General features: G+C 59.8%; 14 protein-coding genes. 10 read left to right on the forward strand and 4 right to left on the reverse strand.

The window, feature by feature from the left end; translation table 11 throughout:
• Positions 1 to 128: 128 nt before the first annotated feature.
• The gene (locus tag ACCD02_RS29170) at positions 129 to 977 is read right to left on the reverse strand and encodes a glycine betaine ABC transporter substrate-binding protein (protein WP_413309556.1); all 849 of its coding nucleotides are present in this window, start codon (positions 975 to 977) and stop codon (positions 129 to 131) included.
• Positions 978 to 2,218: 1,241 nt separating this feature from the next.
• Here ACCD02_RS29170 and ACCD02_RS29175 point away from each other — a divergent pair.
• The 3 genes from ACCD02_RS29175 (at position 2,219) to ACCD02_RS29185 (ending at position 5,344) form a co-directional block, all read left to right on the forward strand.
• Positions 2,219 to 3,517: a serine/threonine protein kinase gene (locus tag ACCD02_RS29175; protein ID WP_413309558.1), complete on the forward strand. Its 1,299-nt coding sequence runs from the start codon at positions 2,219 to 2,221 to the stop codon at positions 3,515 to 3,517.
• Positions 3,510 to 4,319, forward strand: a complete 810-nt coding sequence (locus tag ACCD02_RS29180; RefSeq protein WP_413309560.1) for a VacJ family lipoprotein — start codon at positions 3,510 to 3,512, stop codon at positions 4,317 to 4,319. Before ACCD02_RS29175 ends, ACCD02_RS29180 begins: the two co-directional genes overlap by 8 nt.
• 170 nt (positions 4,320 to 4,489) lie before the next feature.
• Complete coding sequence (locus ACCD02_RS29185) at positions 4,490 to 5,344, forward strand: pirin family protein (RefSeq protein ID WP_413309562.1); 855 nt, start codon at positions 4,490 to 4,492, stop codon at positions 5,342 to 5,344.
• 167 nt (positions 5,345 to 5,511) lie between these two features.
• Here the strand turns inward: ACCD02_RS29185 and ACCD02_RS29190 are convergent, their stop codons facing one another.
• Together ACCD02_RS29190 and ACCD02_RS29195 are read right to left on the reverse strand one after the other, a co-directional pair.
• The gene (locus ACCD02_RS29190) at positions 5,512 to 6,696 is read right to left on the reverse strand and encodes a patatin-like phospholipase family protein (protein ID WP_413309564.1); all 1,185 of its coding nucleotides are present in this window, start codon (positions 6,694 to 6,696) and stop codon (positions 5,512 to 5,514) included.
• 20 nt (positions 6,697 to 6,716) lie between these two features.
• Entirely contained in the window at positions 6,717 to 7,649 is a 933-nt protein-coding gene (locus ACCD02_RS29195; RefSeq protein ID WP_413309566.1) for a lipid A biosynthesis lauroyl acyltransferase, read from the reverse strand.
• A 119-nt stretch (positions 7,650 to 7,768) separates the two neighbouring features.
• Here ACCD02_RS29195 and minC point away from each other — a divergent pair, with 119 nt between their 5' ends.
• The 7 genes from minC to ACCD02_RS29230 all read left to right on the forward strand — a co-directional run bounded on the left by minC (position 7,769) and on the right by ACCD02_RS29230 (position 14,518).
• Positions 7,769 to 8,509, forward strand: a complete 741-nt coding sequence (minC, locus tag ACCD02_RS29200) for a septum site-determining protein MinC (RefSeq protein ID WP_413309568.1) — start codon at positions 7,769 to 7,771, stop codon at positions 8,507 to 8,509.
• 180 nt (positions 8,510 to 8,689) lie between these two features.
• Complete coding sequence (gene minD / locus ACCD02_RS29205) at positions 8,690 to 9,502, forward strand: septum site-determining protein MinD (RefSeq protein WP_259102575.1); 813 nt, start codon at positions 8,690 to 8,692, stop codon at positions 9,500 to 9,502.
• Positions 9,502 to 9,756, forward strand: a complete 255-nt coding sequence (gene minE, locus ACCD02_RS29210; protein WP_413309570.1) for a cell division topological specificity factor MinE — start codon at positions 9,502 to 9,504, stop codon at positions 9,754 to 9,756. Before minD ends, minE begins: the two co-directional genes overlap by 1 nt.
• An 87-nt stretch (positions 9,757 to 9,843) precedes the next feature.
• A complete protein-coding gene (locus tag ACCD02_RS29215) occupies positions 9,844 to 10,479 on the forward strand; it encodes an RluA family pseudouridine synthase (protein WP_413309572.1) in 636 nt (211 codons plus the stop codon).
• 148 nt (positions 10,480 to 10,627) lie between these two features.
• Positions 10,628 to 11,914, forward strand: a complete 1,287-nt coding sequence (locus ACCD02_RS29220; RefSeq protein ID WP_413309574.1) for a M18 family aminopeptidase — start codon at positions 10,628 to 10,630, stop codon at positions 11,912 to 11,914.
• Between the two features lie 202 nt (positions 11,915 to 12,116).
• Positions 12,117 to 12,281 carry a hypothetical protein gene (locus ACCD02_RS29225; protein ID WP_413309576.1) on the forward strand — a complete coding sequence of 55 codons (165 nt, stop codon included), beginning with the start codon at positions 12,117 to 12,119 and terminating at the stop codon, positions 12,279 to 12,281.
• 65 nt (positions 12,282 to 12,346) lie between these two features.
• A complete protein-coding gene (locus tag ACCD02_RS29230; protein ID WP_413309624.1) occupies positions 12,347 to 14,518 on the forward strand; it encodes a mechanosensitive ion channel family protein in 2,172 nt (723 codons plus the stop codon).
• Here the strand turns inward: ACCD02_RS29230 and ACCD02_RS29235 are convergent.
• Entirely contained in the window at positions 14,515 to 15,246 is a 732-nt protein-coding gene (locus ACCD02_RS29235) for a UTRA domain-containing protein (protein ID WP_413309578.1), read from the reverse strand. The two genes, ACCD02_RS29230 and ACCD02_RS29235, sit on opposite strands and share 4 nt — an antisense overlap.
• Positions 15,247 to 15,281 lie beyond the last annotated feature (35 nt).

Below are 15,281 nucleotides of genomic sequence, written 5' to 3' on the forward strand. Positions count from 1 at the left end.
CCCCCCCCCCCCCCCCCCCCCCCCCCCCCCAACACCCCCCCGGCCCCCCCTCAAAAACCCCAAAAACAAAAACCGCGCGGCCCGATAACCCCCCCCCCGCCCTTTTGCAGTTCAGAAACCGGTCGGTATTACTTACCGGTCCATTCTTTTACGCGATCAGGGTGCTTGGCAACCCACTCCTTGGCAGCAGCTTCAGGCTTGGCACCGTCCTGGATGGCCAGCATGACTTCGCCAATCTCATCCTTGGACTTCCAGGAGAACTTTTTCAGGAACTCAGCGACTTCAGGCGCTTTGGTCGCCAAGTCCTTGCTACCGATGTTGTCCACGGTTTCAGCAGCGCCATAGACACCTTTTGGATCTTCGAGGAATTTCAGCTTCCACTTGGCGAACATCCAGTGCGGCACCCAACCGGTGACCACGATGGATTCGTTGCGCTTCTCGGCACGGGTCAGCTCGGCGATCATACCGGCGCCCGAACTGGCAACCAGTTTGTAGTCGCTCAGACCGTAGTCCTTGATCGCCTGGTCAGTCTTGAGCATCACGCCCGAGCCCGCGTCGATGCCGGTGATCTTGCCTTTGTAGGACGCATCGCCCTTGAGATCTTCAACGGTTTTGGCGGTAGCGTACTCAGGCACGATCAGGCCGATCTTGGCATCCTTGAAGTTCGCACCGTAATCGACAACCAGATCCTTGTTCTTGGCCCAGTATTCGCCGTGGGTGCCAGGCAGCCAGGCAGACAGCATCATGTCCAGTTTGCCGGTGGCCACACCCTGCCACATGATCCCGGCCGCGACGGATTGCAGCTTGACGTCATAGCCGAGCTTTTGCTTGATCACTTCTGCGGCAACGTTGGTGGTCGCGACGCTGTCAGACCAGCCTTCGACATAACCGATGCTTACTTCTGCGGCAGAGGCCAGCGTGGAACTGATAGCCAGTGCCAGTGCGGCACCTGCGCCCAGGATCATTCGTATCTTCATCGTTACTTCCCCGAAAGTCCTGCACCCGACGGTCGTCGGATGCGGTTAACGTTTTTATAAGGTCGCAACGGGTGCCCAGCTTTGGGGCACCACGTCCCAATAACGCCTCAATCGCTCCAGCCGCCGGTGTTGCTCACCGCGTCGACACCCTGATAATCAACCTCAGCGCACATGGGGCTTTCTCTGTCAGCGACATCGAGGCATCGGGAAACGACATCACTAAGCCACTAACGACAAACAGCGATAAAAACGTCGGTTTGCCTGTCCGAATCTTGCATGTCAATCACAACGTCTCTCATCCGGGAGGTGCCTTGACAGTAGAAGAGCTTTGCGATGGCTGCACAGATATGCGCCATTTCGAGTCCTTGTGGAAGCCGGCTTGCTGGCGATCGAGTGCGAAGCGCTCGCAGCAGGTGGGTGACTGTTGCGCCGCCATCCCCAGCAAGCCGGCTCCCACCATGGGTCCGTGCCAATTCGTGCAGTGTAAAGATGTGGCCCACCCCACCCAGAGTGTTACCCCCTCTACGCCTGGGCCTGCACAAACGGGTAACACGGAAACACCCCCTCACGATTACTCAGCCTGGGCAAAAACCAAAAATAAATAAGCCATTGATTTATAACGTTTTTAAAAAGTTGGCACAGCTCCTGCTATCTCTATCGCACAACAAGAATAAAACGCAGCAAACCCAATAAGAACAACACGTATCGGCTCTGACATAACAAGAACAAAGGCACAGAGACGCAGCTAACAGATTTTTTTGAAGTAGACCGTTTTACGGAGGCTCAGGCCTCGCAATCGGACAGAGAACAATAAAACTACCTTCAGGTAGCTCCAGAACCGGTTGGATCACGTCAGTGATGAAAATGGCTCAGCGCTCAAAAAAATACGTTTGCTCTTGATCCCGGATGGGGATCGACCATGACGCTGTGAAGGGCTGGTCGCCAAAAACAACAACAGGCCGCCCTAGAACAATAAAAAGAGCAGGCAAGACACCATTAAAAGGGGAGCTAAGGCTCCCCTTTGTCTTGCCTGGAGTTTGCCTTGCCCGCTGGACTGCTATAGCGCGCAACACCCGCCGATGCATGGATAAAAGCACAAGGCTACTCTCTCTCCAGCCTCCAGAACGTGTATTGTCACGGCGGCCTTACACGGTTTGTTTGCAGGTACGGCACTTTGGCACTACACCGGTGGTCATAGCCTGCGTTACCTCATCAGCACTTCTTTCCCAAGGGATTTAGTCATGCTCCGTTTCCTGCGCTTCGCTGCTGTTATCAGCGGCCTCTGTTTGAGTGCGTCCGCACTGGCGGTCGACGTCGACCCCGCCAGCTATGGCTACCCTTTGACCAACCCGTTCGAAGCCACCATTGCGACAACACCACCGGACCTGCGTCCAGATCTGCCGGCCGATGAAGACATCGATCAGGCCGACTACAGCCTCAACCTGCATCCCGAGCGTGAGTTCATCCTGCCCGACAACTTCTGGGCGGTAAAAAAACTGCGTTATCGCCTGGCCAAACAGGATCACCCGGCACCGCTGATCTTCCTGATCGCCGGGACCGGCGCGCCCTATACCAGCACCATCAACGAGTTTCTCAAAAAGCTGTACTACAAGGCTGGCTATAACGTCGTACAGCTGTCGTCGCCAACCAGCTACGACTTCATGAGCGCCGCTTCGCGCTTCGCCACGCCGGGGGTTTCCAAGGAAGACGCTGAAGACCTGTACCGCGTGATGCAGGCCGTGCGGGCCCAGCAAGCCAAGCTGCAAGTCACCGACTATTACCTGACCGGTTACAGTCTGGGTGCATTGAACGCGGCGTTTGTCAGCCAACTGGACGAAACCCGCCGCAGCTTCAACTTCAAGAAAGTGCTGCTGCTCAACCCGCCGGTGAACTTGTACACGTCCATCAGCAACCTGGACAAACTGGTGCAGACCAGCGTCAAGGGCATCAACAACAGCACCACCTTCTATGAACTGGTCCTGGCCAAGCTGACCCGCTACTTCCAGCAGAAGGGTTACATAGACCTCAACGACGCCCTGCTGTATGACCTGCAACAGTCCAAGCAGCACCTGACCAACGAACAGATGGCCATGCTGATCGGCACCTCGTTCCGCTTCTCGTCGGCGGACATTGCCTTTACTTCCGATCTGATCAACCGCCGTGGCCTGATCACTCCGCCCAAGCTGGCGATCACCGAAGGCACCAGTCTGGAACCGTACCTCAAGCGCGCACTGCAGTGCGACTTCGACTGCTACCTGACCGAACAGGTGATCCCGATGTGGCGCGCCCGTACCGACGGTGGCAGCCTGCTGCAACTGGTCGATCAGGTGAGCCTGTATGGCATCAAGGATTACCTGCACAACAGCCCGAAAATCTCGGTCATGCATAACGCCGACGACGTTATCCTCGGGCCTGGCGACCTGGGCTTCCTGCGCAAGACCTTTGGCGATCGCTTGACCGTTTATCCGTATGGCGGCCATTGCGGCAATATCAACTACCGCGTCAACAGCGACGCCATGCTGGAGTTCTTCCGTGGCTAAACGTCTTGTATTACTCGCCGCCCTGCTCTGCGCTGGCGCCGTACATGCCGCTGATGGCAGTAGCAACCTGGCTTCACGCCCCGCCACCGTCGAACGGCAGAACGATGCCGATGGCTTCACCGAGCCATTGAAGTCGCTGAAATTCAATCCGGGCCTTGACCAGCGCGAGTTTGAACGCGCGACCCTCAACGCCCTGGAGGTCTATGACCCGCTGGAGTCGTGGAACCGTCGGGTCTACCACTTCAACTATCGCTTCGATGAGTGGGTGTTCCTGCCCGTGGTCGACGGCTACCGTTACGTCACCCCCGGTTTCGTGCGCAGTGGCGTGAGCAACTTTTTCAGCAACCTGGGCGATGTACCCAACCTGCTCAACAGCCTGTTGCAGTTCAAGGGCCAGCGTTCGCTGGAGACCACCGGCCGGCTGCTGGTCAATACCACCGTCGGCATCGTCGGCCTGTGGGACCCGGCAACCAAAATCGGCCTGCCCAAGCAAAGCGAAGACTTCGGTCAGACCCTGGGCTTTTATGGCGTGCCAGCCGGTCCTTACCTGATCCTGCCGATTCTCGGGCCGTCGAACCTGCGTGATACCGGTGGTCTGGTCTTTGACTTCGCCGCCGAAGCGCAGATCAACTTCCTCAATGTCGCCGATGTCAGCAGCGATCACCCGGAACTGTATCTGCTGCGCGCCATCGACCGGCGCTACACCAACAGCTTCCGTTACGGTCAGATGAACTCGCCGTTCGAGTACGAGAAAGTGCGTTACGTCTACACCGAGTCGCGCAAGCTGCAGATCGCCGAGTAACAGGGCGAAAAAACAAAAACGGCCAGTCGGGCAACCGGACTGGCCGTTTTTTTGCCCGGCAATCCAGTAACAATCTATTTATTCGATGATTACCTAACAAAATCATCAACCATCTATCGGACCAACAGGCATACCATGGTCGGCAATTCCATTCGATCAGGAGCACTCACATGACTCTGTTACGCAAAGTGTTGTCGATCCAGGCTGGCCAGCCAACCTCGGACGGTGCCGGTGTGCGCCTGACCCGTGTATTCGGCGGGCAAGGCGTCGAGCAGTTCGACCCTTTCCTGATGCTCGACGAGTTCGGTTCGGACAAGCCCGACGACTATATCGCAGGCTTCCCCGCCCACCCGCACCGCGGCTTCGAGACCGTGACCTACATGCTTGAAGGGCGCATGCGCCACGAAGACCACCTGGGCAATGTCGGCCTGTTGCAAGGCGGCGGCGTGCAGTGGATGACCGCTGCGCGCGGGATTATCCACAGCGAGATGCCAGAACAGGAAGAAGGCGTGATGCGCGGTTTCCAACTGTGGCTGAACCTGCCGGGCAAGAGCAAACTGGGCAAGGCCAGTTACCAGGATATCCAGCCAGAAAATGTGCCACGCATTACCACGCCGGACGGCATAGGCGTCGTGGTCATCGCCGGGACCTTTGACGACGGCCAGGTTCAGCAGCGCGGCGCCGTGCAGCGCCCGGACACCGAACCACTGTATTTCGACCTGCACCTGCCCGCAGGCAGCCACGTCAGCCCGCGCCTTCCCAAAGGCCACCGTGCGTTGCTTTATGTGTATGAAGGCAGCCTGAAGGTCGAAGGCCAGGACCAGACCATCGGCGCCAGCCGCATGGTGCGGTTGTCCGATGAGGGCGAACTGCATCTGCGCAGCACCGACGGTGCGCGGGTATTACTGCTGGCCGGCAAGCCGTTGGGCGAGCCGATCGTGCAGTACGGTCCGTTCGTGATGAACAGCCGCGAAGAGATCGAACAGGCACTGCGGGATTTTCGCGATGATCGGCTGACGGCTTGAACGAGCACCATCCACAACCTTGAATTGGGATGATATTTGTAGGAGCCGCCTTGGTGGCGATCGAGTGCGAAGCTCTCGCAAAAGCGTCATAGGCCGTGCCACCGCTATCGCCAGCAAGCCGGCTCCTACAGGGCCTCATTTCAATTCATCAATACGCGGCGCCTTGATTACTCCAACCGCAAAAACTTCTTCAACTGCTCGCTCTGGGCCATCGCATCGTGGCGGCCCAGTTCGACCAGTTCCCGACAATACCCCGCCTCGAACAGCAGATAACTTAATACGCCGGCGCCGCTGGTCTTGGTCGCGCCTGGCCCGCGCAGGAAGGTGCGCAGCGCCCGGGGCAGTTCGTGACGGTGGCGGGCGGCGATTTCGTCGATGGGCTGGCTGGGAGCGATCACCAGCACCTCCACCGGCGCCAGGCCGGGGCGATGGAACTGGCCTTCGCTAGGCAGCAACTGGCCCACCAGGTTCATTCGCTCAAGCAATTCGATATCGCTTTCCAGGCTGTCAATGAAGGTGCTGTTCATCAGGTGCCCGCTTATCTGCGCCAGGCTCGGCTGCACGCCATTCAACACACGTTGCACGCCGCTGTTGGCCGCAGTGCCCCGCGGGTTGCCGCTGACCCCCACCACCAGCACGCGATTGGCGCCCAGGTGCAGGGCCGGGCTGATCGGCGCCGACTGACGCACAGCGCCATCACCGAAATATTCCTGATCCAGACGCACCGGCGCAAACAGCAGGGGAATCGCCGAGCTGGCCAGCAGATGGTCGACGGTCAGTTCGGTCGGCATGCCGATACGCCGATGGCGCAGCCAGGGGTCGATGGCGCCCTTGCCTTGATAGAAGGTCACTGCACGGCCGGACTCATAGCCAAAAGCCGTAACCGCTACCGCACGCAGATGCTGGGCATTGATGGCTTCCTGGATACCCTGCATGCGCAAGCGTTCGTTGAGCAGGTCGCGCAGGGGCGAGCTGTCGAGCAGCGCCACCGGCACTTGGGAACCGAAGCCCAATAGGCTGTTACCGAAAAAGCGTGTGGCCTGACGCAAAACCCCGGCCCAATCGCTGCGCAGCACCTGATGGCTGCGGAACGATTGCCAGAAGGCGGTCAGCTCGTGGATTGCATTGCTGAAATGAGCCGCCCCGCTGGCCAGCTTGACCGCGTTGATGGCACCGGCGGATGTGCCGACGATCACCGGAAATGGATTGGGCGAACCGGGAGGCAGCAGATCACCGATGCCCGCCAGTACCCCTACTTGATAAGCGGCGCGAGCCCCGCCTCCAGAAAGAATCAACCCTGTAACGGGTTCAACGGCATTCACAACATCTGACGATACGGCAGGAGCTGGCATTTATAGGTCGGCCTCTATGATCAACCGCGTTTCTTATACAGCTTGGGCTCTCCCGGTGGTCGGCTTTTGAAACGCCGATGAGCCCACAGATATTGGGACGGGCATTGCGTGATGGCAAGTTCAACCCACTGGTTGATGCGAATGCAGTCAACCTCGTCGCTTTCACCAGGGAAATCCGTCAACGGTGGCTCGATTACCAGCTTGTAACCGCTGCCGTCGGCCAGGCGTTGCTGAGTAAACGGCACCACCACGGCGCGCCCCATCTTGGCGAACTTGCTGGTGGCGGGGACGGTAGCCGCCTGGATGCCGAACAGCGGCACGAAAATACTCTGCTTGGCGCCGTAGTCCTGATCCGGCGCGTACCAGATCGCCCGGCCGGCGCGCAGTTGCTTGACCATGGCGCGGATGTCTTCACGCTCCACGGCGATGGAGTCAAGGTTGTGCCGCTCGCGACCGCGACGCTGGATGTAATCGAACAACGGGTTCTTGTGCTCGCGGTACATGCCATCGATGGTGTGCTGCTGCCCCAGCAGGGCCGCCCCGACTTCCAGGGTGGTGAAGTGCAGCGCCATGAGGATTACTCCCTGGCCCTGCTCCTGAGCACGCTGTAGGTGCTCCAGGCCTTCGACATGGGCCAGGCGCGCCAGACGCTCGCGCGGCCACCACCAGCTCATGGCCATTTCAAAGAACGCCACGCCGGTAGAAGCGAAGTTTTCCTTGAGCAAATATTTGCGCTCGGCCTTGGACATATGCGGGAAGCACAGTTCCAGATTGCGCGAAGCAATATATTTGCGATCAGTGGCGAAACGGTACATCACCATGCCGAGTACGCGGCCGATCACCAGCAGTACGCGAAACGGCAGCTGCACGACCAGCCACAACAGCCCCAGCCCCAGCCAGAGCGGCCAGAAACGCGGGGAAAGATAACGGGCTTGAAATTGCGGGCGGTCCATTAAGGCTTCCGTCAGAACAAAGGCCGCGCATTCTACAACGGTTCGACCCGGCTTGCGGGTCGCGGGCGTTATCGTTATAAGTCTCGGCACTTTTAGCGACAAGCTGCTGTATGCCGACCATGAGCCAAATCGAATCGCAAGACCAGGATCCCGTCTTTCAATTGAAGGGCAGCATGCTCGCCATTACGGTGCTGGAGCTGGCCCGCAACAACCTCGACGCACTCGATCGCCAACTGGCGGCAAAAGTCGTGCAGGCCCCGAATTTTTTCAGCAACACCCCGCTGGTGCTGGCGCTGGACAAACTCCCCGCCGATGACGGTGCGGTGGATCTGCCCGGCCTGATGCGCGTCTGCCGCCAACACGGCCTGCGCACCCTGGCCATTCGTGCCAACCGCATCGAAGACATAGCAGCCGCCATCGCAATTGATTTGCCAGTACTGCCACCGTCTGGCGCCCGTGAACGTGCCGTGGACCCGGTGGAAACCGAAGCGGCGAAAAAAATTCCGGAAAAACCACCCGAGCCGGTTGTCCGTCCAACCCGCGTGATAACCGCGCCGGTGCGCGGCGGACAACAGATTTATGCCCAGGGCGGGGACCTTATCGTTATTGCAGCAGTCAGCCCCGGTGCGGAACTTCTGGCCGATGGCAACATCCATGTTTACGGTCCCATGCGTGGTCGAGCGCTGGCAGGTATCAAAGGTGATACCACGGCGCGGATTTTCTGCCAGCAGATGGTCGCTGAATTGATCTCCATCGCCGGGCAATACAAGGTCTCCGAAGACTTGCGCCGTGATCCGGCCTGGGGCAGCGGAGTCCAGATAAGCCTGACCGGTGACGTGTTGAACATCACCCGGCTTTAACGGATACTTGCCGCCATTTTCAAAGCATCTCTGACTCATCGCGAAACGTGGCAAAGACTGTAGTCAGTTCGGGAAAAGTACTGTTTCACACCCGACATATGTCGTTGTTCGAATAACGCTGTTTCAATCAGGGATGCTCTTCTGGGACTGATCGTCCTATTCCTCTAGGGGTGAAACACCTTGGCCAAGATTCTCGTGGTTACATCCGGCAAGGGTGGTGTGGGTAAGACCACCACCAGCGCCGCTATCGGTACCGGCCTCGCACTGCGCGGCCACAAGACAGTTATCGTCGACTTCGACGTCGGCTTGCGTAACCTCGACCTGATCATGGGCTGCGAACGCCGCGTGGTGTATGACTTCGTCAACGTCGTCAACGGCGAAGCCAACCTGCAGCAGGCCCTGATCAAGGACAAGAAGATCGAAGGTCTTTACGTGCTGGCCGCCAGCCAGACCCGTGACAAGGACGCGCTGACCAAGGAAGGCGTGGAAAAAGTCCTGATGGAATTGAAGGAAACCTTCGAATTCGTCGTCTGCGACTCCCCTGCTGGTATCGAGACCGGTGCCCATCTGGCAATGTATTTTGCCGATGAAGCCATCGTCGTGACCAACCCGGAAGTGTCGTCGGTGCGTGACTCCGACCGCATGCTCGGCCTGCTGGCGAGCAAATCGCGCCGTGCAGAGCGTGGTGAAGAGCCGATCAAGGAACACCTGCTGCTGACCCGCTACAACCCGGAGCGCGTGAGCAAGGGCGAAATGCTCGGCGTCGAAGACGTCAAGGAAATCCTGGCCGTGACCCTGCTGGGCGTGATCCCGGAGTCCCAGGCCGTACTGAAGGCGTCCAACCAGGGCGTACCGGTCATCCTCGACGAACAGAGCGATGCTGGCCAGGCCTACAGCGACGCCGTAGACCGCCTGTTGGGCAAAGACAAAGAACATCGCTTCCTCGATGTCCAGAAGAAAGGATTCTTTGAACGCCTGTTCGGGGGTAATTAATGAATATTTTTGACTTCTTTCGTGCCAACAAAAAGGTAAATACCGCGTCGGTGGCGAAAGAGCGTCTACAGATCATCGTGGCGCACGAACGCGGCCAGCGCAGCACACCGGACTATCTGCCAGCCCTGCAGAAGGAACTGGTCGAAGTGATCCGCAAGTACGTCAATATCGACAGTGACCAGGTTCAGGTCGCCCTGGAAAACCAGGGTACGGTCTCGATTCTGGAACTCAATATCACCCTGCCAGATCGTTGATCCGGCGGTTGTCCGCGGCGGCATGAGCAGCGTTCCACACGGAGCGCTGTTCATGTCGCCGTCGGCGTTTTAGCGCTTCGAGGCCACATGCCGCTGTCGAACATCCGCATCATTCACCAGGACGCTGCCGTTCTGGTCGTCGATAAACCTACCCTGCTGCTGTCTGTCCCCGGCCGTGCCGATGACAACAAGGATTGCCTGATTACCCGGCTGCAGGAAAACGGTTACCCCGAGGCCCGTATCGTCCACCGCCTGGACTGGGAAACCTCCGGAATCATTTTGCTGGCCCGTGATCCGGATACCCACCGCGAGCTGTCCCGGCAGTTTCACGACCGCGAAACGGAAAAAGCCTACACCGCTCTGTGCTGGGGCCAACCGCAACTGGACAGCGGCAGCATCGACCTGCCACTGCGCTACGACCCGCCGACCAAGCCGCGGCATGTGGTTGATCACGAGTTCGGCAAACACGCCCTGACCTTCTGGAAAGTGCTGGAGCGTCATGAGAAGCACTGCCGGGTCGAATTGACCCCCATCACCGGCCGCTCGCACCAGTTGCGCGTGCACATGCTGTCTATCGGTCACCCGCTGCTGGGTGACGGTCTCTACGCCCATCCCGAAGCCCTGGCTGCCTCACCGCGCCTGTGCCTGCACGCCAGCATGCTGAGCTTCACCCATCCGCAGACGGGCGAGCGCCTGCGCTTCGAATGTCCGGCGCCGTTCTAAAGCTTCTGCACGATTGGTGGGACCGGCTTCAGCCGGGAAGGCGTCGGCATGCTCGATATGGCGTCATCGCCTGCATTACCGTCTTCCCGGCTAAAGCCGGTCCCACAGGAATACGGTAAACTCGCGCCATTGCTGTCTGGAGTAACCTATGCGCGAAGAGCTGAACCAGGGCCTGATCGATTTCCTCAAGGCCTCTCCCACCCCGTTTCATGCGACTGCAACCCTGGTCCAGCACCTGGAGGCCGCAGGCTTTCAGCGTCTGGACGAGCGTGAAACCTGGACCACCGAAACCGGTGGCCGCTACTACATCACTCGTAACGACTCGTCGCTGATCGCCCTGCGCCTGGGCCGCCAGTCGCCGCTGGTTGGTGGTATCCGCATGGTCGGTGCCCATACCGACAGCCCTTGCCTGCGGGTCAAGCCACAGCCGGAACTGCAACGTCAGGGCTTCTGGCAACTGGGCGTCGAAGTCTACGGTGGTGCGCTGCTGGCTCCGTGGTTCGACCGCGACCTGTCCCTGGCCGGGCGTGTCACCTTCCGTCGCGACGGCAAGGTGGAAAGCCAACTGATCGACTTCAAGCTGCCGATTGCCGTGATCCCCAACCTGGCGATCCACTTGAACCGCACAGCCAACGAAGGCTGGCCGATCAATGCGCAGAACGAATTGCCACCGATCCTCGCCCAGGTCGCCGGTGACGAGCGCGCCGACTTCCGCGCCCTGCTGACCGAGCAACTGGCTCGCGAGCACGGCCTGAACGCTGATGTGGTGCTGGACTACGAGCTGAGTTTCTACGACACCCAGCGCGCAGCCGTGGTCGGCCTCAATGGCGACTTCATTGCCGGTGCGCGTCTGGACAACTTGCTGTCGTGCTACGCCGGCCTGCAGGCGCTGCTCAATAGCGACACCACGGAAACCTGCCTGCTGGTCTGCACTGACCACGAGGAAGTGGGCTCGTCATCCACCTGCGGCGCCGATGGCCCGATGCTGGAACAGACCCTGCAACGCCTGCTGCCGGGGGACGACTATGTGCGCGCCATTCAGCGCTCGCTGCTGATCTCCGCCGATAACGCCCATGGCGTACACCCCAACTACGCCGACAAACACGATGCCAATCACGGCCCGAAACTCAATGCCGGCCCGGTGATCAAGGTCAACAGCAACCAGCGCTACGCCACCAACAGCGAAACCGCCGGTTTCTTCCGCCATCTATGCATGGCCGAAGAAGTCCCGGTACAGAGCTTCGTGGTGCGCAGCGACATGGCCTGTGGGTCGACCATCGGTCCGATCACCGCCAGCCACCTGGGCGTGCGTACCGTGGATATCGGCCTGCCGACCTTCGCCATGCACTCGATCCGCGAACTGGCGGGCAGCCATGACCTGAACCATCTGGTCAAGGTGCTGACGGCGTTCTACGCCAGTCACGAGTTGCCTTAACGACCATTGACCCTCACTCCAGTCAAACACAAGGGTTTGAATTGGAATGAGGTTCTGTAGGAGCTGCCGAAGGCTGCGAAAGCGGTATATCTGACAGCCCCCAATCGCTGCCTTCGGCAGCTCCTACAGGCCAGTGTTCATTCCTACATATCTGCTCTGTCCGATCTAGACTGAACCTATCCAGTCCACCCAGGCCACTCCCATGGACGCCTTCCATGCCATGCTGATACCTGTCGTATTCGGCATGTTGCTGCTCTGTATCGGCTTCAGCTATCAGGAACGCAGCAGCGGAGTGTTCATGATCTGGGTCGGCATGTTCCTGATCATTGGCACCATCGGCTTCAAGATCATCGAAAAGCTCGCCTGACACTCACGCCACTCGTACACTCGTCGAATTGCCATATCTGTAAAATGCCGATCCGAGGTCCACTGGTGATTGCCCGCCTGCTTGCCCTGCCCCGCCTGTTTTTTCTTTGCCTGCTGACTCTCGCGCCGCTAAGCGCCGCCCAGGCGGTGACCTTGCCCGCGGCACTGGGCGGCCCGACAAAAGCTCAGCCGCAGGCGCAAGAGCCACTGGCCCAGTCACTGGACGAAGTCATCACTCGCCTGGAAAACGATCAGCAGCGGGCGCAGTTGCTCACCGAGCTCAAAACCCTGCGCGATGCCAATAAAAAGGCCCAGGCCACGGCTGAAGACGGCGTGCTGGGCCTGATCAGCGGGACGCTGCGCAGCTTCGAGAAGCAACTGACGGGCGACGACAGCCCGATCAATCGCTGGGACAACGAACTGGCCCTGGCCCAGGATGAGCTGATGGCCCTGATGCTGCCTGCCCGGCAATGGCTGCCGATCATATTTGCCTTTGCCCTGGTACTGCTGGTCTGGAGCCTGCTGGCGGCGGCGCTGATCTGGCTGGCCCACTGGGTGCGCCTGCGCTTCAATCTGTCGGAAAAACTGCCGCAACACCCAAGGACACTGGACCTGCTGCGTTTTGCCTTGAGCAAGCTGGGGCCATGGCTGCTTGCCCTGATCATTACCGTTTATTTGAGCTACTCCCTGCCCCATTCCCTGGGCAAGGACCTGGCCATGGTGCTGGCTTATGCGCTGATGGTCGGTACGCTGTTTTCCGCGATTTGTGTCATCGCCTTTTCCATCCTCGACGGTCCGCATCGTCACCGCGCCCTGGATATCCTCCGGCACCGTGCCTTTCGGCCGCTGTGGTTGATCGGCAGCTTCGCCGCGTTTGGTGAGGCGCTGAACGATCCGCGCCTGATCAGCAGCCTTGGCCCGCACCTGGCCCATATGGCCGCCACCTGCACCAATGTGGTGGCGGCGCTGTGCAGCGGCTGGTTTATCCTGCACTTCCGCCGCCCCATCGCCCATCTGATCCGCAACCAGCCGCTGTCCAGGCGCCTGACCCGCCGTGCCCTGACCGAAACCCTGGAGATCCTCGGCAGCTTCTGGTTCGTCCCGGCCCTGCTGTTGGTCACGGTGTCGCTGTTCTCCACCTTCTTCGCCGCCGGCGATACCAGCACCGCCCTGCGACAGGCGCTGTTCAGCACGGTGCTGTTGGTGGTGTGCATGGTGGTCAACGGCCTGGTGCGACGCCGGGCCCTGAAGGAACCCCACGGCCACCGTCGCCATGCCCTGTACTCCGAACGCCTGCGCAACTTCTTCTACACCCTGGCGCATATGGCGATCTGGCTCGTATTCATCGAACTGGGTCTGCGGGTATGGGGGCTCTCGCTGATTCGCTTCGCCGAAGGTGACGGCCACGATATCAGCGTCAAACTGGTCAGCCTGTGCGCGACCCTGCTGTTCGCCTGGTTACTGTGGATCATTGCCGATACCGCTGTGCAACTGGCCCTGACCCGATCGCGCAAGGGCCTGGCCAATACCCGCGCCCAGACCATGATGCCGCTGATCCGCAACGTGCTGTTCTTCACGATCTTTGTCATCGCCATCATCGTCGCCCTGGCGAATATGGGCATGAACGTCACGCCGCTGCTGGCCGGTGCCGGGGTCATCGGCCTGGCCATCGGTTTCGGCGCTCAATCACTGGTGGCAGACCTGATCACCGGACTGTTCATCATTATCGAAGACTCCCTGGCCATCGACGACTATGTCGACGTCGGCGGTCACCTCGGCACGGTGGAGGGCCTGACCATTCGCACCGTGCGCCTGCGCGACATCGACGGCATTGTCCACACCATTCCGTTCAGCGAGATCAAAAGCATCCAGAACTACTCCCGGGAATTCGGCTACGCGATTTTCCGCATTGCCATCCCGTTCAATATGAGCATCGATGATGCCCTGAAGGTGGTGCGCGATGTCGGCCAGAAAATGCGCACCGATCCGTTGCAGCGCCGCGATATCTGGTCGCCGCTGGAGATCCAGGGCGTGGAGAGTTTCGAATCCGGCAATGCAATCCTGCGCGCCCGCTTCAAGACCGCGCCGATCAAGCAGTGGGAAGTGTCCCGGGCCTTCAACCTGTCGCTCAAGCGCCATCTGGACGAGGCCGGGCTCGACCTGGCCACACCGCGCCTGAGCGTGCAGGTGATGACCAGCGGCGGCGCGGCGAAGGCCGAGCAGCCGGTGCAGGGCTAGGGTCCTGCCTGGATGTCTTCGACCACGGCGCTGACATGTATGGCGTCGTGGCGCCAATACTCAAGGTCACAGTCGAGCAGACGGCCCTGCTGGTCGTAGTTGACCCGGGCAATGCGCAGGCCCGGGCTGCCCAGTGAAACCTTCAGGGCCGCCGAGGCCTCGGCATGCAGCGCCGTCGGCACCATTTCGAAACGCACCTTGCCATAGCGCAGCTGATACTGGCTGGCATAGAGCTCGGTCAATGACTGGTTGAGATCGAACTCCAGGATGCCGGGGAAAAACTCCGGCTTGAGGTAGTGCTCCACGTACAGCACCAGGCGCTGATCGATGCGCCGCGCCCGGCAGATCTGGATCACGCTGGACAGCGCTGGCAACTGCAACAGCTCGCAGATACTGGCCGAGGCCGGTTGCAGACGGGCGCTGATAACCTGGGTTTGAGCCACCCGCCCCTGGGCCGTAACCATGGCGTGAAAGTGGCTGCGACGGATCAGGTCATAGGCCAGACGCGGCGGCGAAATGAACCAGCCACGGCGTTCCTCGCGATAAATCAGCCCTTGGGCCTCCAATTGCACCAATGCTTCGCGCAAGGTAATGCGCGTGGTGTCGAATACTTCACTGAGCTTGCGTTCAGCGGGCAATTTACTGCCCGGCGGCAGCAGACCGTGCTCGATCTGTTCTTGCAGAGCGTTGCAGATGATCGTCACCGCTCGTGGCACATCTTCGCGCATCAGGTTACCTATCTGGACTAGACCAGCGCCATTAC

It is taken from the genome of Pseudomonas sp. Pseusp88, assembly GCF_047303955.1.
Taxonomy (GTDB): Bacteria; Pseudomonadota; Gammaproteobacteria; order Pseudomonadales; family Pseudomonadaceae; genus Aquipseudomonas.